Annotated in this window: 17 protein-coding genes and 1 riboswitch; of the genes, 9 read left to right on the top strand and 8 right to left on the bottom strand. The window is 38.1% G+C overall.

Translation table 11 applies throughout. From position 1 onward, the window contains the following. Window positions 1-71: 71 nt before the first annotated feature. From DLJ74_RS02010 to DLJ74_RS01995, 4 genes are all read left to right on the top strand, one after another. A complete protein-coding gene (locus DLJ74_RS02010; protein WP_109983142.1) occupies window positions 72-2,168 on the top strand; it encodes a BglG family transcription antiterminator in 2,097 nt (698 codons plus the stop codon). A gap of 16 nt (window positions 2,169-2,184) precedes the next feature. After that, entirely contained in the window at window positions 2,185-2,619 is a 435-nt protein-coding gene (locus tag DLJ74_RS02005) for a PTS mannitol transporter subunit IIA (protein WP_109983141.1), read from the top strand. A 233-nt stretch (window positions 2,620-2,852) separates the two neighbouring features. After that, complete coding sequence (locus DLJ74_RS02000) at window positions 2,853-4,397, top strand: spore germination protein (RefSeq protein WP_109983140.1); 1,545 nt, start codon at window positions 2,853-2,855, stop codon at window positions 4,395-4,397. Beyond that, entirely contained in the window at window positions 4,394-5,602 is a 1,209-nt protein-coding gene (locus DLJ74_RS01995; RefSeq protein WP_109983139.1) for a Ger(x)C family spore germination protein, read from the top strand. The genes DLJ74_RS02000 and DLJ74_RS01995 overlap by 4 nt, the downstream gene beginning before the upstream one ends. Window positions 5,603-5,739: 137 nt before the next feature. Here the strand turns inward: DLJ74_RS01995 and DLJ74_RS01990 are convergent, their stop codons facing one another. The 7 genes from DLJ74_RS01990 to DLJ74_RS01960 all read right to left on the bottom strand — a co-directional run bounded on the left by DLJ74_RS01990 (window position 5,740) and on the right by DLJ74_RS01960 (window position 14,497). Further along, on the bottom strand, window positions 5,740-6,834 hold the full coding sequence (locus DLJ74_RS01990; protein WP_109983138.1) for a GerAB/ArcD/ProY family transporter: 1,095 nt from the start codon (window positions 6,832-6,834) through the stop codon (window positions 5,740-5,742). A gap of 185 nt (window positions 6,835-7,019) precedes the next feature. Further along, window positions 7,020-7,619: an adenylyl-sulfate kinase gene (gene cysC, locus DLJ74_RS01985; protein WP_054788284.1), complete on the bottom strand. Its 600-nt coding sequence runs from the start codon at window positions 7,617-7,619 to the stop codon at window positions 7,020-7,022. Then, window positions 7,616-8,803: a sulfate adenylyltransferase gene (gene sat / locus DLJ74_RS01980; protein WP_109983137.1), complete on the bottom strand. Its 1,188-nt coding sequence runs from the start codon at window positions 8,801-8,803 to the stop codon at window positions 7,616-7,618. Before sat ends, cysC begins: the two co-directional genes overlap by 4 nt. After that, a complete protein-coding gene (gene cysI, locus DLJ74_RS01975) occupies window positions 8,803-10,518 on the bottom strand; it encodes an assimilatory sulfite reductase (NADPH) hemoprotein subunit (RefSeq protein ID WP_109983136.1) in 1,716 nt (571 codons plus the stop codon). Before cysI ends, sat begins: the two co-directional genes overlap by 1 nt. A 48-nt stretch (window positions 10,519-10,566) precedes the next feature. Beyond that, window positions 10,567-12,363 (bottom strand): assimilatory sulfite reductase (NADPH) flavoprotein subunit, encoded by a 1,797-nt coding sequence (locus DLJ74_RS01970; RefSeq protein ID WP_109983135.1) that lies wholly within the window; start codon window positions 12,361-12,363, stop codon window positions 10,567-10,569. 104 nt (window positions 12,364-12,467) lie between these two features. Beyond that, window positions 12,468-13,202, bottom strand: a complete 735-nt coding sequence (locus DLJ74_RS01965; RefSeq protein WP_109983134.1) for a phosphoadenylyl-sulfate reductase — start codon at window positions 13,200-13,202, stop codon at window positions 12,468-12,470. A gap of 81 nt (window positions 13,203-13,283) precedes the next feature. Then, window positions 13,284-13,401: riboswitch (SAM riboswitch) on the bottom strand. Window positions 13,402-13,555: 154 nt separating this feature from the next. Then, window positions 13,556-14,497: an aldo/keto reductase family protein gene (locus tag DLJ74_RS01960; protein ID WP_109983133.1), complete on the bottom strand. Its 942-nt coding sequence runs from the start codon at window positions 14,495-14,497 to the stop codon at window positions 13,556-13,558. A 195-nt stretch (window positions 14,498-14,692) separates the two neighbouring features. Here DLJ74_RS01960 and DLJ74_RS01955 point away from each other — a divergent pair, with 195 nt between their 5' ends. The 5 genes from DLJ74_RS01955 (at window position 14,693) to DLJ74_RS01935 (ending at window position 19,894) form a co-directional block, all read left to right on the top strand. Then, a complete protein-coding gene (locus DLJ74_RS01955) occupies window positions 14,693-15,832 on the top strand; it encodes a sensor histidine kinase (protein WP_109983132.1) in 1,140 nt (379 codons plus the stop codon). Further along, window positions 15,829-16,467 carry a response regulator gene (locus DLJ74_RS01950; protein WP_109983131.1) on the top strand — a complete coding sequence of 213 codons (639 nt, stop codon included), beginning with the start codon at window positions 15,829-15,831 and terminating at the stop codon, window positions 16,465-16,467. Before DLJ74_RS01955 ends, DLJ74_RS01950 begins: the two co-directional genes overlap by 4 nt. A gap of 111 nt (window positions 16,468-16,578) precedes the next feature. Beyond that, window positions 16,579-17,511: an ABC transporter ATP-binding protein gene (locus DLJ74_RS01945; protein WP_109983130.1), complete on the top strand. Its 933-nt coding sequence runs from the start codon at window positions 16,579-16,581 to the stop codon at window positions 17,509-17,511. 11 nt (window positions 17,512-17,522) lie between these two features. Then, window positions 17,523-18,797, top strand: coding sequence for an ABC transporter permease (locus DLJ74_RS01940; RefSeq protein ID WP_109983129.1), 1,275 nt, complete (start codon window positions 17,523-17,525; stop codon window positions 18,795-18,797). After that, window positions 18,794-19,894, top strand: a complete 1,101-nt coding sequence (locus DLJ74_RS01935; RefSeq protein ID WP_109983128.1) for an ABC transporter permease — start codon at window positions 18,794-18,796, stop codon at window positions 19,892-19,894. Before DLJ74_RS01940 ends, DLJ74_RS01935 begins: the two co-directional genes overlap by 4 nt. 143 nt (window positions 19,895-20,037) lie before the next feature. On the opposite strand, the gene gdhA is transcribed toward DLJ74_RS01935, so the two are convergent. Next, complete coding sequence (gdhA, locus tag DLJ74_RS01930) at window positions 20,038-21,399, bottom strand: NADP-specific glutamate dehydrogenase (protein ID WP_109983127.1); 1,362 nt, start codon at window positions 21,397-21,399, stop codon at window positions 20,038-20,040. Window positions 21,400-21,610 lie beyond the last annotated feature (211 nt).

Below are 21,610 nucleotides of genomic sequence, written 5' to 3'. Positions count from 1 at the left end.
AAGCAGGTATAAACTGAAAGAAAGTAATTTAAATTTGTCTGTCTTGTATTGGGGAAAGGGAGGGGTGTTTATTGTATTTATCGGGTAGAGAAAGACGTACTATTGAATTACTCTTATCGAAACAGGAGCCAACCACTATCAAAACCATTGCCAAGAACTTAGAAGTAAGTGAAAGAACTGTACACCGTGATTTAAAAAATATGGAAGACGTTCTATCGCAATATGAGCTCCGTATAAACAAGCGCGCAGGTGTAGGGGTATCGGTTTTAGGAGACGATACTGATAAAAAGGCATTAAAGCATGCGATCATGAAGCTACAATATACCGATTATACACCAGATGAGAGACAGTCGATTATACTAACAACCCTTCTTGAAGCAAGAGAGCCAATCAAATTATTTCATTTAGCCAGTGAACTAAATGTAACGATTGCCACGATCAGTCATGATTTAGATATGCTAGAGGAAATCATGACAAAGTATGAATTGAACCTAATACGAAGAAGAGGATATGGTGTCAAAATAGATGGTGCAGAAGAAAATAAACGTGCTGCCATCAGTTATTTAATCTCTAAGCATGTCAGTGAATCAGAGGTTATCCAATTACTACGTAAGAACATTGAAAAAGAAGATCCGTCTAATGCGATATCTAATCGTTTGTTAGGTATGGTTGATCAAGATAAATTAACCTATATCGAACAAACGGTGAATGCTTACCGCGCGAATCTTCCCTATGAACTCGCAGACAGTGCCTATGTTGGCCTTGTCGTTCATTTGGCTCTTGCAATGGAAAGGCTACAGAAAGGGGAAAGAATACAGTTCGATCCCGTTTATTTAAAAGAGCTGCAGGAGACAAAGGAATATAAGATCGCACACGAAATTACTTTTACGTTGGAGGAACAGCTACAGATTGAAATACCTAATGATGAAATAGGTTATGTAACCATGCACTTACTTGGTGCTAAACTACGAAACCATGAATATTTGATGGAAGAGTCCTCTCTAGACATTGCTTACAAGGCAAAGCAACTAATTTCCTTTGTTAGTAATATATTAAATAAAGATTTACTGAGTTTAGAGCATATTCTAGATGACCTCGTTGCCCATTTAAAGCCAGCCATTTATCGGCTGCAGCAAGGAATGAATATTAAGAATCCATTAATGGAAGAAATAGAATCAGACTACCATCAGCTTTTCTTTATATTGGAGGAAGGGACAAAGAAAGTGTTTCCTGATATCCATTTTCCAAAAGAGGAAATTGCTTACCTTGTGCTACATTTTGCTTCTGCTCTCTTACGAATGGATAAAGAAATAACGTTAAAAGTACTTGTAGTCTGTTCGAGTGGGATAGGGACATCCAAGATGCTCGCATCGAAGATTATTCAACAAATTCCTGAGATCACCGAGATTGAAAGCTCTTCTTTATTTGATTTAGAGAATAGAAAATGGTCGAGCTATGATTTTATTATCTCAACAGTGCCGATCAAGCATATGGAGCATGAGTATATTTTGGCATCACCTATTCTGACGACAGAGGATATTCATAAGATTAATAGTCAAATCCGAAAACTTAAAATGAAAGCTGGCCTAAAAAAAGCAAAGATCACTACATTAAAAAACAGGAAAATAACGAAGCAAGAAACGGTTAACCACATAAAAGGTATAAAATCGATGACAAGTGCAGTGATTTCCTTATTAGAAGGCTTTTATCTTCAATCCTATCAAGGAAATCAAGCATTAGCTTTTATTTTACAAGAGATTTGTAAGGAGTTAGAGGAAAAGCAAGTAATCACCGATGCCAAAAGGGTAGCAATCAAATTGCAAGAAAGGGCAGACTTAGGTGGATTAGGTATTCCAAATACAATGCTGGCATTATTTCATACACGTAGTGAAGATATTATGAAGCCAAGCTTTACGATCCATCCTTTAGCAAAATCGATCATCGTTCAAGGAATGGATGGTAATAGTATGAAAATCAAATATTTCTTGATCATGCTTTCACCAATTAACGCAGAGGAAGCAGAAATGGAGATATTAAGCTTTATTAGCAGCTTGTTAATTAGAAATCAAGAGAGTACGGAAATATTTCAATCCGAGGATCAGGAGAGAATAGGTTCTTATCTCGCTATCCAATTACATCAGTTTATTAAAGAGAAATTAACGATATAAAAAGGAGTGCTTATAAATGACAAAGGATATTTTAACAAAAGATAATATGATGTTAGGGGCAGTATTAAACGATAAGGAAGAAGCAATTCGCTTGACAGGGAATATTTTGAAGAAAAATGGATATGTAGAGGAATCCTATGTTGATAAAATGTTAGAACGTGAAAAGCTAACCTCCACTTATATCGGAAATAATGTAGCCATTCCACATGGAACTGATGATGCGAAGGATGCGGTCCTTCACACGGGTCTATCTGTGGTCACTGTGCCTGATGGGGTTGATTTTAATGGAGAACATGTCCATATCTTGATCGGAATCGCTGGAAAAGGGGAGGAGCACTTAGAGATCCTATCCAAGATTGCATTAGTTTGTGCAGAGGAAGAAAATATTCAAAAATTGATCCATGCTGATACGAAAGAGGACATTTTAGCTATTCTAGAAGGAGTCAACTAAATAGTAGACAATATTGGAAGAATCACCGTCTTTTTCACTTGATCATAAACCCTCCACTTCAGCCAATAGACGCATAAACCTGTCCAGAAAGAAAACCTTTGGTACAGGTTTTTTTGTTTGAAAGACTCTTATTTCTTTTACCATGAAATACTCCGATTTTCCTTCCTAGTGCATGAATTTTCAAGCTTTCACCCATACTAAAAAATATTATTTCTTTTAGAGAGGGCTGTCAGATGAATAGGAAACGAAAATTATGGTTTGGAAAGAAAAGTGAAAAGAGTCCAAAAACAGAAATCGAACAAATAAAAGGAAATATCCATGGAAATATATCGGATAATAAAGCTGCCTTACAGCAAATATTTCATCAAAGTACAGACATTAAATATCGAGAATTCAACCTACCGCTTCAAGAGCAGAAAAAAGTACTTCTATGCTATTTGGAGGGGTTAATTAATGCAGAAAGTATTAATAAAAGTATTATGGAGCCAATATTAGAGGAGTCTAGTCATTCAGAATCACCAAAAGCTGAGGTAATTCCCTTTATCCAAAATCGTATTGTGCATAACCTGGATGTAAAAGAAGTTACAAATCTTAAGGATATGGTAAAGGGTATTTTAGTAGGGAAGACAGTGATAATGGTAGAGGGTTCTACTGTTGCATTAGTGGTGAATACGATTCGATATGAGTCCAGAGGGATAGAAGAACCAGATACAGAGTCTACCGTAAGGGGTCCGAGAGAAGGATTTAATGAAGTCTTAAAAACGAATACCTCCATGCTTAGACGGATTATCAAAAATCCAAATTTAAGATTTGAAGATATGCAGATAGGTGAACTAACACAAACCACTGTTAGAATTGGATATGTCGATGGAATTGCCAAAGATGATATCGTAAAGGAAGTAAAGAAAAGGCTGAAAGCTATCCAGTCGGACTCTATCTTAGAATCAGGTTATATTGAACAATTTATCCGAGATCATAAATTCTCACCATTTCCCACAGTAGGAAATAGTGAGAAACCAGATAAGGTGGCAGCCAAGCTATTGGAGGGTAGAGTAGCGATTCTATGTGACGGCACTCCTTTTGTTCTGACAGTTCCTTTTTTATTCATTGAAGCATTACAAGTACCGGAGGATTATTATAATAACTACTTGTTTACTACTTTTATTCGCTTTATTCGTATAATCTCCCTGTTTTTGACGATATATACAGCCCCTTTATTTGTTGCGGCCTCCACCTTCCATCAGGAAATGGTGCCAACCTTATTATTAACAACAATGGCAGCAGCAGAGGAGAAGGTTCCCTTTCCAATTATGCTTGAGGCAATATTAATGCTGATTGTTTTTCAGTTATTAAGAGAAGCGGGTGTGCGAATGCCACGACCTGTTGGTTCCGCGATTAGTATTGTGGGTGCCTTAGTAATTGGGGAGGCAACCGTTCAAGCAGGATTAGTTGGGGCACCAATGGTTATCGTTGTCGCACTCACAGCCATTACGGGATTTGTGGTTACGGTCTATAATGGTGTCTCTATCTTGATTCGGTATTTTCTCTTATTATTAGCTGGAACCTTTGGTCTGTATGGTCTACTTATGGGTTCTCTTATCGTGATCACCCATGTCTGTTCCTTGCGCTCTTTTGGAATACCGTATTTAACACCATATGGACCTATTATTCTGAAAGAGTGGAAGGATTTCCCTTTCCGATTACCAATCCAGTTTATGAAAAATAAGCCGAAATCAACAACAAAGAATACGGGTTCTAAGGGAGATGTGTATAGATGATGAAAAGCGGTCATCTTTTTATACGTAAACGATCAGTTAAAATAGTTGCTGTGTTCTTATCTCTATTGCTATTAACAGGTTGCTGGGATCGTTTAGAGCTAACGGAAGTCGGGATTATTACGGCCCTTGCGATAGATAAAAATCCAGAAACAGGTGAATATATTCTAAGTGCTCAATATCTAAGGCCTGCTGCATTAAGTGCTGTTGCTCCATCGCCAGTAGAGCCGTTTATTGTTATTACTTCGAAAGGAACTACAGTCTCCGAGTTAATTCGCAAGGCAGATCAAAATGTAGGGCGTAATGGATTTTATGCCCATAATAAAGTCGTCATCGTTAGCGAAGAGGTCGCCAAGGACGGGTTATTAAATTTATTTGAAACGTTTCAAAGAGACAAAAGGGTACGTAGTTATGTATGGGTTGCAGTAGCAAAGGGCACAATGGCCAGAACCTTCCTTGAAAAAAAGGTGAAATCGATTGCCTCTGTACCAGCTAATTTTTTAAATAGTCTTTTTATTAGCGCAAAAACTGATGCTGTTACCCACAACTTATTAAACTTTTATAAAAAATCACTAAAGGAAGGGATTGATCCAGTATTAGGTGTATTAAGCTTTGATAAAGCCGAAGAATTGGAAGAGGAATCGATTAAATTGACTGGAGGTGCTGTGTTTCAACAGGATAGCTTTGTTGGATTTCTTAACGAAACAGAAGCGATGGCATATAATTGGGTACGAACAGAATCAACGAACAAATCACAGGGTACATTTAAGGTCCCAATGGACGATGGTTCGATCATTTCCCTTCGCTTAATTTCTAAAAAAGCAAAGATCATTCCTACAATAAAAGGAGAGGAGCCCATTACCTTTACCATCGAGTTAAATCAGGAAACCCAATTAGTAGAACAAGTAGCCAATAGAAAATTTACTAGTAATCAAGAGGTCGTCGAATATGTCAATAAAGTGAAGGAAACAACGGAGAAACAAGTTGAAGAGGATATCATGCGGTTAGTAGAAAAAACTCAAACAGAATTAAGATCAGATATCTTAGGCTTCGGGGAAACCATTCATAAAAAGAATCCAAAGGTTTGGCACAAAATAAAAGAAAACTGGCAAGAGAATTACCCTAATACAAAGGTAGAAGTAAAAGTTAATGTAACGATTAAGAATGCTGGTTTAATTAAAGGGGAATTGGCACCTGGTGAACAATAATTATTTAAATAACCCTTTTACCAAATAAAATAAAGTGAATAGGCAGATTACCATAATATATATGAGACCACTAATCATAATAAAGGCTAAGAAGTAGTCTTCTTTTAGAACATCGATAATTTTCGTGATTTCAGATTTCATTTCTTCTTCCCTTTCCTTTCACTCCATTTTTTTACAAATGCGAGAATGAGTAAAAATACAGGAATCAAGGAGTATACAACAATATTGTATACTCCTGCCTCCATCCCCTTCCATCTTTGGTGTTCAAGACTTTCAAATTGAAATAGGGCCAATATTGGCAGAAGTAGGCCAAAGATAGCGATCACCCAATTTGGCTTTCGCTTGCCGACCATCCATGTCATCACAATAGAAAAGGCGAAAAAGTGAATGGCAGTTTTGTAAAATCCACCGACAAACATAATAAATACACCCATACTATCTAAATTTGTAAAAATCATACCAATATGGATAGAGAGCAATGTCTCTAATAACGGAATTTCCATATGTGTTGCTAGGTCTGGACCTAAAACAGAAATCATGACAATCACAGAAGTGATTAATATTAAAGTAGAAAAGGTTACGGCAATATAGGTCGTTTTTCGAATCGATTTCTGCTGTTGAACAAAGTGCCAAAATACTAATACAACCACTACTTCTCCGAAAGGAAATCCAAGAACAGAAGGAACCTCTTTTAAAATCGAACCAAACCCTTTGTCTAAAATAGGTAAAAGATTAATAAGATCGAATTCTTCTGCTACAAAATTGAGAACAAAGATTAATATAAGAAAGATAATGAAATACAAAAATACGATTTCAATAGAACGAACAAGTACTTCCATTCCTAGCATCAAAATATACATAATGACGAAGACAAATATATATAAAATTACTGCTAGAGGGGTAAACGGAAGGGCAGTCATTTTAATTAAACTACCAAATTCATAAAAATTATGTAATGCTTGATGGAGAAAATATAGCCCAAAAAGAAAAAGTAACGGTCTTGCTAACATTTTCCCGAACAAATCGTCTAAAATAAAGGCAAAGTCCTTTTGTGGATACATTTTCGGAAATTGAGTATAACACCAAATTAGTGCTAGACTCAGTAGATACGCTACCACTATTACGATCCACGCATCTTGTCTTGCCCCAATTCCTATTGCGAATAGAGTAGTACTACCTACTTCGAATATAACGATTAATGTGAAAAGCTGAATATTTGTAATGCGATCCATATATGTATTCCCCTCATGAAAATTGCCTTATGAACAATAGTGAACATTCTTGTGATAAAATGAACTCCTCTAATGGAAGTCACTCCATATCCTTATTTTGCCCAATTATTTACTGGAATATAATTCGCCCTTAACGGATAAAAAAATCGATTGAAGCTAGTTGCTCTAACTTCAACCGATTCAGCTTAGATATATTGATTGGTTCGTAAATATGCAAGGATTATATCTACCGACTCCTCAATGGAGTTTTGTTCTGTATTCACGACTAGCTCTGGATGCAAGGGCTCTTCATAAGGTGCATCGATACCAGTAAACTGTTTAATTTCACCTGAACGCGCTTTTTGGTAAAGCCCTTTAGGGTCTCTAGCTTCACAGCTTTCTAAGCTGCATTTGATATAGACCTCGATAAAATCTCCTTTAGCTAATAGTTGTCGCACATTATCTCGATCTTCTCGATAAGGAGAAATAAAGGCGGTTAGTGTAATCAGACCTGCATCACTCATTAATTTGGAGACCTCTCCGATACGACGGATATTCTCTTTGCGATCTTCTGGACTAAACCCTAGGTTATTATTTAACCCATGACGAATGTTGTCACCATCCAAGCGGTATGTGCGAATTCCCTTTTCATATAGTGCCTTTTCTAACGCTACAGTGATCGTTGATTTTCCTGATCCAGATAGACCTGTAAACCAAAGCACTGGACTTTGGTGGTCATTTAGCTTTAAGCGATCCTCTTTCGTAATCGCCGATTCATGCCACACAATATTGGTTGCCTTTGTCATGCTTTAGCCCCTCTCTGCAGCCCTTTAATTAATATTTCTGCTACCTCAGGACGAGAGAATTGTCGAGGTAGAGGCTCACCATTACGTAGCTTTTCTCTTACCTTTGTACCACTTAGATGAACATGATCTTCTTTATTATGAGGACAGGTTTTTTGGGTGGCCATGTTCTCACATTTTGTACAGAAGAAGGCATGCTCAAATTTGAAAATGTGAATACCTAATTCTTCCTCATATTGAGCAATTAACTCTTGTGCCTCATAGGTTCCGTAGAAATCACCAACTCCTGCATGATCACGCCCGACGATGAAGTGCGTACAGCCATAATTTTTACGAACAGTAGCATGTAAAATCGCTTCTCTTGGACCAGCATAACGCATAGCTGCTGGATAAATAACTAGTCTCGTACGATTCTTAGGATAATAGTGTTTTAATATCGCTTGATAGCTTTCCATTCGAATATCTGCAGGGATATCATCAGCCTTTGTCTCCCCCACTAATGGATTTAACAAAAGACCATCGACAGACTCCAATGCACATTTTTGGATATATTCATGAGCACGGTGGACAGGATTTCTCGTTTGGAAGCCGACAACTGTTTTCCAGCCAAGATCCTGGAAGAGCTGGCGAGTTTCAATAGGATCTAAATAAAAGTCCTCAAATCCTTCGTGCTCTGGCCGATTCACTAAATGAATCGGCCCAGCTAAGTAAATGTCGCCTTTTTCATAAAGCTTTTTGACGCCAGGATGGGAATCATCTGTTGTACCATACACCTTTTGAGCTTCTTTCTTTTTGTCATAGCGATAGGCTTCCTCCAAATCGAGAATACCGTATAATACACCGTCTTCACCATATAGGGCAACAGGCTTTCCAATCGTTAGTTTATCGACCTCTTCTTCTGTAACGGCAAGTGTAATCGGAATACTCCAGACAGTACCATCAGCAAGGTGTAAATTGTCTACGACCTCGAGATAATCATTCTCTCCCAAAAAGCCCGTGAGTGGACTAAAGCCACCAATCGAAATTAATTCTAAATCAGATACGCCCCATTTATTGATAGTAAGTGATGGATAATCTTGCGCTCTTTCTATTGCTTTTTCTCGTTCCGCCCCTTTTAGTTCTCTGTTAACTAATTTCCCGCCGTGAGCGGCTATTGTTTGCTTTGCTTCTTCTTTTAATACGGTCATTATAAGACTCCTTTCTTTTCTTTGTGGAAGTTTCGTCCATCATAAACAGCATCGACATAGCCTTTACGAATAACGAAGTCACCGAAATACTCATCTTCTTCCTTTTCTGTAGCATATTCTCTAAATAATTCTTGGAGGGTTGCTAGTATTTCTGCTTCTGCGATATTTTCCTTATATAATTGGTTTAGTCTGTCCCCAATAAAGCTTCCACCTAAATAAAGATTATACTTACCTGGTGCTTTGCCGATGAAGGCAATCTCTGCGAGCGCTGGCCTTGCGCATCCGTTTGGACAGCCGGACATACGGATTACGATTTCTTGCTCTTTTAAGCCTTCTTTCTCCAAAATATCTTCAATCTTGTCGATTAAAGAAGGGAGGTAGCGCTCAGATTCTGCCATTGCTAGGCCACAAGTGGGAAGCGCCACACATGCAATCGAATTTTTCCGCAGCCCTGAATATTGCTTTCCCTCTGTTAGGCCATAAGCATCGATGATTTCCTGAATTTTTTGCTTTTTCTGTGCGGTAACATTGGCAATAACTAAATTTTGATTTGGTGTAAGGCGGAAGTCTCCGGTATGAATATTGGCAATCTCACGCAGTCCTGTCATTAACTTATAATCCTCTGTATCCTTCACACGCCCATTCTCAATAAATAAGGTAAGATGCCATCTGTTTTTCCCTTTTACCCAGCCATAACGATCTCCATTATGGTCAAAGTGATAGGGCTTCGCTTCTTCTAGCTCGTATCCGAGGCGATTAGCGAGTTCTTCTTTAAACCAATCCAAGCCATAGCGATCAATCGTATATTTAAATCGGGCATTTTTACGGTCGCTTCGATTACCATAATCTCGTTGGATTGTTACGACCTTTTCAGCTACATCAATTACATTCTCTTTTGCGCAATAGCCAGCAATTCTTCCTAATTGTGGGTAAGTATTTGTATTGCCATGGGTAGAGCCCATTCCACCACCTACCGTAATGTTAAAGCCGATCACTTCATTGTTCTCAATAATCGCAATGAGTCCAAGATCCTGTGAAAAGACATCAATATCATTGGAAGGAGGTGCGGCAATTCCGATTTTAAATTTTCGTGGTAGATAGGTTTTGCCATAGATCGGTTCTTCCTCTTGTTTGGAATCGATGATTTTCTCATTATCTAGCCATATCTCATGATAGGCACCCGTTTTAGGTGAAAGGTAGTCACTAATACGTTGAGCCCAGTTTTGTATTTGTTCATGAACCTCCGACTGGTATGGGTTCGGATTACACATCACATTACGGTTGACATCACCACAGGCTGCAATGGTCGTCATTAGCTCTTCATTAATGGTTTTAATCGTGTCCTTTAGATTCCATTTCAAAATACCATGAAGCTGGAATGCCTGTCTCGTGGTTAATTTAATCGAATGATCCCCATATCTTTGGGCAAGATCATCGACTGCCAGCCATTGTTTTGGTGTAGCGACACCCCCAGGAATAGCCACACGAAGCATAAATTGATAGGCAGGCTCTAATTTTTGTTTTCTTCTTTCATCTCTTACATCTCGATCATCCTGCTGATAGCTCCCGTGGAATTTTAAAAGCTTTGTATCATCATCGGAAATAGCGGCAGTTAGTGGGTCTTCTAAGCCTTCTTTTATTGTCCCTCTTAGGAATCGACTATCTTCTTTTAATTTTTCTATTGGATCAAGCTTCTTTTGATCTTGATTTGCCATAAAACTTCTCCTCTCCCTATTTCTTATTAGACTCCTGATTCCTCTGTGTTAATAGACATCACGTTGGTATCTTTTTTCTTGCTTTAATTGATTCAAAAAGGCTTCTGCCTCTGTAGAGCTAAGCTTTCCTTCTTGTTCAATAATGGTTAGGAGTGTTTGATGCACATCCTTTGCCATTCGTTTTTCATCTCCGCAAACATATATATGTGCACCTTGTTCCAGCCAGGAAAATAATTCTTTTGCTTTTTCTAGCATTCGATGCTGCACATATATCTTTTCAGCAGAATCTCTTGAAAAAGCAACATCCATCCTGCTTAGATAGCCATTCTTTAGCCAATTTTGCCAATCGACCTGGTATAAAAAGTCTGATCGGAAGTGTTGATCACCAAAGAATAGCCAGGTTTTCCCCTTTAATTCAAGCTCTTCTCGTTCCTCTATATATCCTCTGAATGGAGCAACTCCTGTACCTGGACCAATCATAATAACAGGTGTGCTATCATCAAAAGGAAACTTAAAATTCGGATTTCGATGAACATATACATTCAATTGATCACCAGGTTGAATTCTCTCTGCAATCTCACCTGAGCACACGCCATGACGATCACGTCCATAGGTGTGGTAGCGAACCGTAGCAATCGTTAAGTGAACTTCATCAGGATTTGCCTTATAACTGCTTGAGATCGAATATTGTCTTGCAGGAATTTTCCTTAACCAGTGCATAAGGGAGGCAGGGTCCAAATTGCTCGGTGTGAAATCAAGGATTAGATCTAGTAAGTCCCTGCCATGTATATATTCCCTCATCTTGTCACTATCCTCTATTAGCTTGGTAAGCTTTTCATTATCAAAAAATCCTGCAGCTTTTTCGAGCATTCCTTTTGTTAGTTTTGTAATTTCAAAGATAGAGGTTAATGCTTCTTGGATCGAGCGAATTTCCCCTTGCTTGTTTATAGGTATCGTTTGTTCTGCATTCCAATCTAGTTTATTGATGACTGCCTGAACAAGCTCGGGATTGTTCTTTGGATAGATAGCTAGACAATCGCCTGGTTCATAGCTTAGGTTAGAGTTTTCTAATGACAATTCAATATGTCTCGTTTCCTTGTTCGAGCCTCTTCCACTTAGGTCTATATTTTCTAGGACCTCTGCTGGGTATGGATTACTCTTGGAGTATATTGGTGCTTCTGCAGGGGAGGAGGGGACCTGCTGCTCTGAAGCCTGAGTTTGGCTGTCCTCGTTTAATACTTTTAATACACCATTCATCCATTCCTCGGCTAATTCTTCATAATCGACATCACAATCCACGCGTGGGTGAATACGTGTAGCACCTAATTCCTCTAAACGTTTGTCAAAATCCTTCCCTGTTTGGCAGAAATGCTCATAGGATTCATCCCCTAAAGAGAGGACAGAGAATCTTACACTATCTAACTTAGGTGCTTTTCTCCCTAATAAAAACTCATGGAATTGTATCGCATTATCTGGTGGATCTCCTTCACCGTGTGTCGCGGTAACAATTAAGAGATCCTCCACTTCTTTTAATTTCTTTGCCTTAAAATCATCCATGCTTGAAATCACGGTTTTTCGATCCGATGCCTTTAATTGATCATTCAACTGTTCGGCAATTGTTTGACTGTTCCCTGTTTCTGATCCATATAAGATAGTAATGGTTCTTGTTGCTGTCTCGCTCGTTTTAGTCACTTGCTTCGTTGTTTCAGGTGGTGCTGCTGATTGAGATGCAGCAAGGTAGCCGGCAAGCCAATTTTTCTGTGCATCGTTTAAGGTTGGCAATAATTGATTTAAAATTTCTGTTTGTCGTTCATCAAATGGGCTGTTAACCACTTGTAAGGCCAATAAGATCACCTCTCCATTATATTATGTTATGGGAATATTATTTGATTTTCATTATTCCGATAGTTTTACTTAGTTATAGACATAAAAATTTAACCATCTATTTTCTATGGTGTCGTTGTAGTGTGTAAACCACATTCTGTTTTGTTAAAGGAACTCCATCTACCAGCACGCTCATCGTCTGAATTAGTGACAGGGGAGGTACAAGGTATACATCCAATGCTTGGAAAGTTCTGATCATGTAAAGCGTTGTATGGGAGGTTGTGTTTTTTGATGTAGTCCCAAACATCATCCCAGGTCCAATAGATAAGGGGACATATTTTAACAGATTGGAATCTTTCATCCTTGTTAACAAATTGAGTCTTCGCACGACTTAGGGATTGCTCTCTTCTAAGTCCGGATATCCAAGCAACAGCTCCGCTCAGAACCTCCTCTAATGGTTTTACTTTTCGAAGGTAGCAGCATTGATCAGGATTTCTCTTCCAAAGAGCGGATCCATGTTTTTCTGCTTGCTCCTCTACTGTTAATTCAGGTTGCTTCATCGTTATTTGTAAGGAAGGATATTTGTTTTTCACTTCATCAATCAGATCATAGGTTTCTTGAAAATGTAAGCCTGTGTCGAGAAAAACTAATGAAGCATCTGGCTTCACTCTAGCAATTAAGTCTATTAGGACCATACTTTCTGCCCCAAAGCTACAAGCATAAACGAGTGAGTCTCCATAGCTTTTGTAAGCCCAATTAATGATTTGCTCAGCCCCTTTTGTCGGGTCATCTTCACCAGGCGTGAACTCATTCCAAAAACTTTCTTCATAATGAGCATAGGTAATTGCTTGTTCTGACATATTTCTCCTCCTTTTAATCGTCTTTCTCATCAAAAAAACTTCTTATCTGTTCAGATAAGAAGTCTTGTAATCAATCTACACTTCTTATCTTTCGGGATACAACCTAAAGCTGTCCCGCAGGATTTGGCACAGTGTTCATTTGTAAGAACCTGTTGCCGAGGATTCACTGGGCCTGCCCCTCCACCTCTCTGGATAAGAATTCCTTTTATGAATATTTAATGTAATGATAAACCGAATAACAGGAAATGTCAACATGATTTTTTGTAAAAATTGTTAATATATATTTTTATATATATGCAAATAGTCCAATAGATGGGACGAAAATGGGCAGCTAGACCGCCCGTTTTATCACCTTAACCGAGAATTTCCTCTGTTTTAGCTAATGTCTCTTGGGAAAGTGTGATGCCAGATGCCTTTGCATTTTCTTCGATTTGTTCTGGACGACTTGCTCCCACAAGTGCGCTCGCTACATTTTCTTGACGTAGGATCCACGCAATGGCTAATTGAGCAAGGGATAGGTTTTCATTTGCAGCAATGGCCTTCAATTTTTCTACTTTCTCTAGATTGTCTTCCGTTAGAATACGTGATAGATTCATATCCTTTTGAGCTGCCCGACTGTTTTCAGGAATTGCTTGTCCTTTTTTATATTTACCAGTTAGTACACCCTGTGCAAGTGGAGAGAAGACAACCTGTCCAATTCCATGCTTTTTACCTACAGGGATCACTTCTTTTTCGATGTAGCGTTGAAGCATACTGTAATTCGGTTGATTGACGACAATACGATCAAGCAATTTTTTGTCAGCTAGATGAATAGCTTCTGTCATTTGCTCTGCCGACCATTCACTAACACCGATATATAAAACTTTTCCTTGTCTAATTAAATCATCAAGCGCTCGTAATGTTTCCTCTAAAGGGGTGTCTTGGTGGTATCTGTGACAATAGTAGATATCGATATAGTCAAGTCCAAGTCGCTTTAAGCTCGCGTCACATTGTTCTACGATGTGTTTTCTCGATAAGCCGTGGTCGTTTGGACCATCTCCCATTTTTCCGAAAACTTTTGTCGCAAGCACATAGGAGCTCCTCGGGTATTTTCTTAATGCTTTACCGACGACCTTTTCTGCATCCCCTCGCATATAGACATTTGCTGTATCAAAAAAGTTAATGCCAAGCTCATAGGCTTTATCAATAGAGGCGATTGCTTTCTCTTCTTCAACATACCCTCCATATGTAAGCCAGCTTCCTAGACTAATTTCACTTACTTTTAATCCAGTATTTCCTAAACGGCGGTATTGCATATCGATCACTCCTTGTTATATTTTAAGCGCTTTCCTAAATAGTATAAAATAGAAAGAAGGAGGTTGCTAGTAATCTGTTTTCAGATCATTCACTAAATCAACGATGCATTTCGTTCACAACCAGTTTATAATAAAGGAAGACTTCTACCATCGGAGAAATTACAGACGTTAGTATAAGGAAAATGGAGGATCAAGATGCGTTATTTTTACTGGGCATGGCTTATTATTTGGTTTATCACCTGGACGGGGACAACATGGATGGGAATTCAAGCGGGAGGTAGTGTTGCCTTTCTATTTATGATGTCCGCTTTTGGCTTAGGAGTTTTATTTTTTACCTCTGTCGTAAAATACAAACAGAAGATGCATTTTACTCTATGGCTGCTTTTTCTCGTGATTATCACCATAGCTTTTATTTTACCTAGTTTTTCAACACTCAATCCTTTCGTTTTCCTTTTATTTCTTCTTGTTTTAGTAAGTGCTGCAGAAACCTTTCAAAAACATTACTTTTGGACGATTATGATTCTTGTTTTTCTTTTGTTAACCATTTTTACTTATCCGTATTTTAGCCTTTTTAATGGTTTAATCTTTTGCTACATCTATGTATTAATAGCCATAGGATTATCGATCTATCAAATGAATGCTACAAGATTAAGAGAATTAGAGCTGCGTTATAAGACTCTATTACATACACACCGGCAATTAAAACGTAATTCGATCACACAGGAAAAGCATATTAGAGAGCAGGAACGAGTAGTAATCGGTCGAGAGATTCACGATCGAGCTGGTCATTCCTTGACCAATTTGCTTATGTTAATTGAAACATTTCGCCTTAAAAACGAAAATGATCCAAAGGATTGGGAACAGGTAAAATCATTAGCGCAGGAAAGTCTTAACGAAACACGCCAAGCAGTAAAGGCACTACAAAATGAACAGATTACTGGGATGTCTGCCGTTATTCAATTAATTCGGAAGATTGAAGCAGAACACTTCCTTTCGATTACCTTTTCTATGAGACAAAATGCGCTTTCTGTATCTTTAAGTCCAACACAGGCGAGTGTTGTTTATCGGTGTATTCAAGAAGCACTAACCAATGTGATGCGTCACAGTGATTCAAAGAAAGCAGAGATCATTTTTGAGGCTCCTGGCAATAGTCATTTTCGACTGGAAGTTCATAATGCGCTATCCCGTCCGATACAATTAACAGAAGGATTTGGCCTAAAATCGATGCGAAAAAGACTTCAAGCAATAAATGGTCATTTGGAGGTTCTCGCATATGATAGTCAATTCATTGTTCGGGGAAGCTTCCCGATTAACCAAAAGGATGAGGAAAATTGATTAAAATCTTATTAGCAGAGGATCAGGTATTGGTGAGACAAGGGATCAAAATGATGATCGAAACAGATCCCGATTTAAAGGTGACTGGAGAAGTAGGCAATGGGAAAGAAGCCTTAAAGCTAAGGGAAATAGAATATTTTGATATAGCCATTTTAGATGTTCGTATGCCGGAAATGGATGGTTTAAAGGCCGCAAGAGAAATGCTTGGAAGATGGCCTGAAATGAAAATAATGATGTTAACAACTTTTAACGATGAAGCATATGCAGTCGAAGCATTGAAAATAGGAGTACATGGATATTTATTAAAGGATGCGGATGCTAGCTGGTTAATTCATGCGATCAAGGGTTGTATGAAGGGTGGATTGCAGTTACCAGGGGAGGTAGCGAGTAAAGTAATCCCACAACTGTTGGAGAAAAAGTCTGCTGTTGTCAAGAAAGAACACCCTAGCTTAACAAGGCGGGAGCAGGATATTTTGTACTTACTAGGGGAAGGGAAGGACAATAAAGAAATAGCAACAGAGCTAGCATTATCCGTCGGGACGGTGAAAAATCATATTAGTCAATTACTACATAAATTAAATCTGAGAGATCGCACTCAGCTCGCGATTTATGCTATTCAAAATGACTATGTATAAAATAGTGACTGGAGTCATAAAAGAAATGACTAGAGACAGTGTTCGTACTGTCTTTTTTTTATTACACTTATTAATAGGAGATATGGTCAAGGACATATAGGAGGGATTGGCATGTTAGAAACAGTATCATTACGCAAGGTGTTTAAAAAGCAAGTAGCAGTTGATGATGCAAATTTATATCTTCAAAAAGGAGAGTCTATAGGGTTATTAGGGCCAAATGGGGCAGGTAAATCCACCATGATTTCGATGATGGCTACATTGGTCAAACCAACCTCAGGGACAGTGACATGGGAAGGGCAGGATATTATCAAAAACCCGAACATCATACGACCAATATTAGGTGTTGTTCCTCAAGAAATAGCTTTATATAAGGAGCTATCTGCCTACGAAAACGTGAAATTTTTCGGGAAGATATATCGTCTTAGTGGAAAGGAATTGGAAAGAAGAGCACAGGAAGTACTAGAATTAGTTGGGCTTAGAGATAGACAAAAGGAGCAGGTGAAAAAATACTCTGGCGGGATGCAGCGACGTGTCAATATAGCTGTAGCCTTATTACACGAGCCTGAAATAGTTATCATGGATGAGCCAACGGTTGGTATTGATCCTCAGTCTAGAAATTATATTCTAGAGATGGTTCGTACCTTAAACAAGGAGAAGGGAATGACTGTTCTATATACTTCTCATTATATGGAGGAGGTAGAGAAACTTTGTGATCGAATTTATATAATGGATCATGGCAATGTGATTGCGACAGGAACGAAAGAGGAGTTAACGAGTATTTTGTCCAGTGAAGAGACCATTGACCTTACCCTTGATCAATCAAATGCCTCCTTCACGAAACTGCTAGCACAACAAGATTGGATTTTAAATGTTACCGAATCAGAAAGTAATATGAAGCTAATCGTTCCAAAGAAGAGTAGGAATCTTGCAAGGATTTTTCAATTAGCGGAAAAGGAACATGTTCAAATACTCAGTGCGAACGTACAAATTCCTTCATTAGAAGATGTGTTTTTACACTTAACTGGTCGAAGCTTGCGTGATTAGGAGGTGCACTTATGTTAACTTTTTGGAAGAAAGATCTAAAGATATTATGGCGGGATCGAACCGAATTAATCACTATTTTATTAATGCCATTTGTCTTGATCGTGATCTTAGGATTTGCGTTAAAAGGATTAATGGGCGGAGATGGAAGTGCCTTTGAAATGAAAGTTGCACTTGTAGAAGAGGATAAGACAGAGCAAGGGATCACCGAATTCTCTCAAGAATTACAGCAATCCTCTTTGCCTAATGAGGCGAAGCAACCATTAATGGAAGCTGCGCAATCATTTTCACCGAAAACAATACTACTTGAGGTTTTGGAAAATGATCTATCTGAACAAATCGTACTAGAAAAAATGTCAGAAGCGGATGCCAAGCAACAATTAGCAGATCAAGAGGTGGATTCCATCTTAATTATTCCAGATAACTTCACATATCACACATTACAGAATGTTTTCTTAGGTGAAGAAGTGACGGCAACCTTGAGGGTTATAAAGGGAGAACATGCCAATTTAATCGGCACAATTTTTCAAAATATTGTAGAACAATTTAGCCAAAAACTAAATTTTGAAACAGCGTTAGCCAGTGTGGACGGGGTAAATAAAGCTGCATTAGAGCCAGTTGTGTTAGAGGATATAAGGAAAGAAGAAACCGTGACAGATAGAGATCCAATCTCCTCTATGGAATACTACACCATAGGTATGGCAGTAATGTTTGCTTTCTATATTGCCTCTGCCATGGCTTCAAAAGCTTATACAGAAACCGACCAGCAGGTAGTGGATCGAATTCATTTAAGTGGAAAGCACCCTTTTCACTATTTAGCAGGCAAGGTGTTATCGGTCGTTGTCTTAACAGTCATCCAGATAGGTTTATTATTTGGCCTATCCAGTCTTATTTTACAATCATTTCTTCCTTTTTCTTGGGAAATAGTCCTTAGAATAGGACTGATCACAGTCTTGTATGCATTAGCTATTGGGGCAATTGGTGGCATTTTAACTGCTATCACCGTTAGGTCAGGTTCAAGTGTCATAGCAAGTATGTTTGCTACAGGTATTACAAGTGTGCTTGCATTACTTGGTGGAAGCTTTATCCCTACAACTACGCTACCTCCTATTATTCAAACAATTGGGAGTTGGACACCAAATGGCATGGTTATGCAAGCATATATGCTCGCAAATCAAGGACTGGCATTAGATGATATTTTTCCATATCTGCTTCGCTTAACTATTCTTACATTCGTTATCTTTTTATGTAGTATTTTTATCTTCCCGAAAAGGAGGACTGTGACATGAAATCGATTTTTATACTGCAATGGCAGCGTCTTAAAAGGCAGCCTTTAATGATTGTATCGATGATTGTGATGACAATGCTATTCATTTTTTTTATCGGGGGATCAACCGATCAATCCACGATTCCTATTCCGACTAGTTTTTCTGATGAAATAAGTGAAGAAGCTCAAAATGACTGGATCAAGGAGTTAAATGAATTAGATGGTTTTACATTTCAACCTATTAAGGAAAAGGTTATTAAAGAGCAGGTTGCTTTAGGCAATGCCTCTTTTGGTCTAAGAGTCTCCTCTGACTCCTACACCTTTATCACTGGCACGAAGGATTCGAATCAAGCTATAGTGGATCAATTTTTAAGTAATTTATATATGGAAAACAATCAAATAGATCAAGTGATAAAACAGACAGGTAATAATCAAGTTGAGACGATTGTAGAGAATAAAGAGAATAATCCACCAGTAACTGTAAAAGCTTCAGTTGGCGAAACAGATGGAGATTTCTTTGTTTTTGATAATAAGCTTCATGCATTATTTGGAATGACTCTGTTCTTTGCCATCTATACGATTGTTTTTACTTTAAGTGAGGTAGCAGAAGAAAAACAACGTGGTAGCTGGGATCGCCTTATTTTATCTCCGATTAAAAAATGGCAAATATACATCGGATATTTAAGTTATTCCTTTATCATTGGGATGACACAGATAATCATTGTTTTTGTCATGTTTTACTACTTGTTTGGCTTCGAAATAGGTTCTTATTGGCTAGAGATTCTATCCATTGTTGCCCTATACACATTTGCTATTGTCTCATTGGGGATGCTTTTGATCGGTTTTGTAAGGAAATCCTCCCAGCTAGGCGCTATCGTACCAATTGTAGCAGTGAGTATGGCAATGCTTGGGGGCGCCTATTGGCCGATTGAAATTGTGGAGAATCATTTTGTTTTAGCTCTTTCTAAAGGTATTCCTGTTACTTATGCGATGGATGCATTAAAAGGCGTGACAATCTATCAACAATCACTAGCAGAGAATGTTCAATCACTCGCTACGCTGTTCTTAATGGGAGTTATCTGTATGGGAGTTGGAATAAATTTGATGGAAAGAAGATAGAAATAAGAAGGCATAACTAAAATAGTTGAATCATAAGACGAACGATAAATATACTAATGTATTACAACAAAAACTCTCCCTAAGGTAGACATACCTTAGGGAGAGTTTATCATTCATTTTATACTTTTGTTCCATTTCTTTTATTAAATGACACCTTGTGCAACCATTGCATCTGCTACTTTTAAGAATCCAGCGATGTTTGCTCCGACTACTAGGTTACCTGGATGACCATATTCCTCTGCAGCGGTTATACTGTTTTTGTAGATATTTTCCATGATTTCCTGCAATTTCTCATCCACTTCTTCAAATTTCCAAGAAAGTCTAGCACTGTTTTGAGCCATCTCTAATGCAGAAACGGCAACACCACCAGCATTGGCAGCCTTAGCAGGTCCAAATAATACCTTGTTTTCTAAGAATACATCAATTGCTTCAAGCGTTGAAGGCATATTAGCCCCTTCTCCAACAGCCTTGACACCATTTTCTACTAATGTCTTCGCAGACTCCGTGTTTAATTCGTTTTGTGTTGCACATGGAAGTGCGATATCGCAAGGGATGGACCAGATTCCTTCGAATCCATCAGTATATTCTGCTTCTGGATGTTCATTTACATATTCTTTGATACGTTTTCTCTCTACTTCTTTAAGACGTTTAACTGTCTCAAGGTTAATTCCATTTTTATCATAGATATAACCACTAGAGTCACTACATGCTACAACCTTAGCACCGAGCTCTGTAGCCTTTTCTATGGCATAGATGGACACGTTTCCAGACCCTGATACTACTACTGTTTTTCCTTGGAAGCTATCACCTTGATCTTTTAACATTTCTTGTACGAAATAGACAGTACCATATCCTGTAGCTTCTGTACGTGCTAAGCTTCCGCCATAATTGAGTCCTTTACCAGTAAGGACACCTGCTGCTGTTTGCCCACGCATTTTTTTGTATTGACCGAATAAGTAACCAATTTCTCGCGCACCTACACCGATATCACCAGCTGGTACATCTGTATCAGGTCCGATATATTTAGAAAGCTCACTCATGAAGCTTTGGCAGAAGCGCATAATTTCTCCATCAGATTTCCCTTTAGGGTCAAAATCTGATCCACCTTTACCTCCACCAATTGGTTGCCCAGTTAGTGAGTTTTTAAAAATTTGCTCAAAGCCTAAGAATTTAATAATACTTGCATTAACGGATGGGTGAAAGCGAAGTCCACCTTTATAAGGGCCAATAGCACTATTAAATTGAACACGGAAACCACGATTCACTTGCACTTTGCCATTATCATCAACCCAAGGTACACGGAAAGAAATAATTCTTTCTGGTTCTACCATTCTTTCCAAAATTCCTTGCTCCATATATAAAGGCTGTTTTTCAAAAACAGGTACTAATGAATCAAAGATTTCTTTGACAGCCTGATGAAATTCGCTCTCATTAGGATTACGTTTTCTGACTGTTTCAAATACATCGTTCACATAATTTTGTGCGACTTGATAAGCGTTTGTCATAGTCTATTTGTTCTCTCCTTAATTTGAATTTTGATATATATAAAGCATAAGCGTGACACCAATATTTGTTTGATTATCCTGAAAGTTCAGAATTTTATTCTCAAAATGGTAAGGTTTGATTTTGAATTAATACCATTAGTTATAAGTCTATTATATCAAAAACAGCTAAACAATACTGAAATGAGATATGATTGATGCCGTATTGAGATAG

Source organism: Gracilibacillus dipsosauri (assembly GCF_003176895.1).
Taxonomy (GTDB): Bacteria; Bacillota; Bacilli; order Bacillales; family Amphibacillaceae; genus Gracilibacillus; species Gracilibacillus dipsosauri.
This window is presented reverse-complemented; position numbering and strand designations above follow the sequence as displayed.

What these genes read in the sequence shown, in the direction of transcription:
- DLJ74_RS02005 (WP_109983141.1), top strand. Translation starts at nt 2,185, where the DNA reads ATGACAAAGGATATTTTAACAAAAGATAATATGATGTTAGGGGCAGTA.
- DLJ74_RS02000 (WP_109983140.1), top strand. Translation starts at nt 2,853, where the DNA reads ATGAATAGGAAACGAAAATTATGGTTTGGAAAGAAAAGTGAAAAGAGT.
- DLJ74_RS01995 (WP_109983139.1), top strand. Translation starts at nt 4,394, where the DNA reads ATGATGAAAAGCGGTCATCTTTTTATACGTAAACGATCAGTTAAAATA.
- DLJ74_RS01990 (WP_109983138.1), bottom strand. Translation starts at nt 6,834, where the DNA reads ATGGATCGCATTACAAATATTCAGCTTTTCACATTAATCGTTATATTC.
- cysC (WP_054788284.1), bottom strand. Translation starts at nt 7,619, where the DNA reads ATGACAAAGGCAACCAATATTGTGTGGCATGAATCGGCGATTACGAAA.
- sat (WP_109983137.1), bottom strand. Translation starts at nt 8,803, where the DNA reads ATGACCGTATTAAAAGAAGAAGCAAAGCAAACAATAGCCGCTCACGGC.
- cysI (WP_109983136.1), bottom strand. Translation starts at nt 10,518, where the DNA reads ATGGCAAATCAAGATCAAAAGAAGCTTGATCCAATAGAAAAATTAAAA.
- DLJ74_RS01965 (WP_109983134.1), bottom strand. Translation starts at nt 13,202, where the DNA reads ATGTCAGAACAAGCAATTACCTATGCTCATTATGAAGAAAGTTTTTGG.
- DLJ74_RS01960 (WP_109983133.1), bottom strand. Translation starts at nt 14,497, where the DNA reads ATGCAATACCGCCGTTTAGGAAATACTGGATTAAAAGTAAGTGAAATT.
- DLJ74_RS01955 (WP_109983132.1), top strand. Translation starts at nt 14,693, where the DNA reads ATGCGTTATTTTTACTGGGCATGGCTTATTATTTGGTTTATCACCTGG.
- DLJ74_RS01945 (WP_109983130.1), top strand. Translation starts at nt 16,579, where the DNA reads ATGTTAGAAACAGTATCATTACGCAAGGTGTTTAAAAAGCAAGTAGCA.
- DLJ74_RS01940 (WP_109983129.1), top strand. Translation starts at nt 17,523, where the DNA reads ATGTTAACTTTTTGGAAGAAAGATCTAAAGATATTATGGCGGGATCGA.
- DLJ74_RS01935 (WP_109983128.1), top strand. Translation starts at nt 18,794, where the DNA reads ATGAAATCGATTTTTATACTGCAATGGCAGCGTCTTAAAAGGCAGCCT.
- gdhA (WP_109983127.1), bottom strand. Translation starts at nt 21,399, where the DNA reads ATGACAAACGCTTATCAAGTCGCACAAAATTATGTGAACGATGTATTT.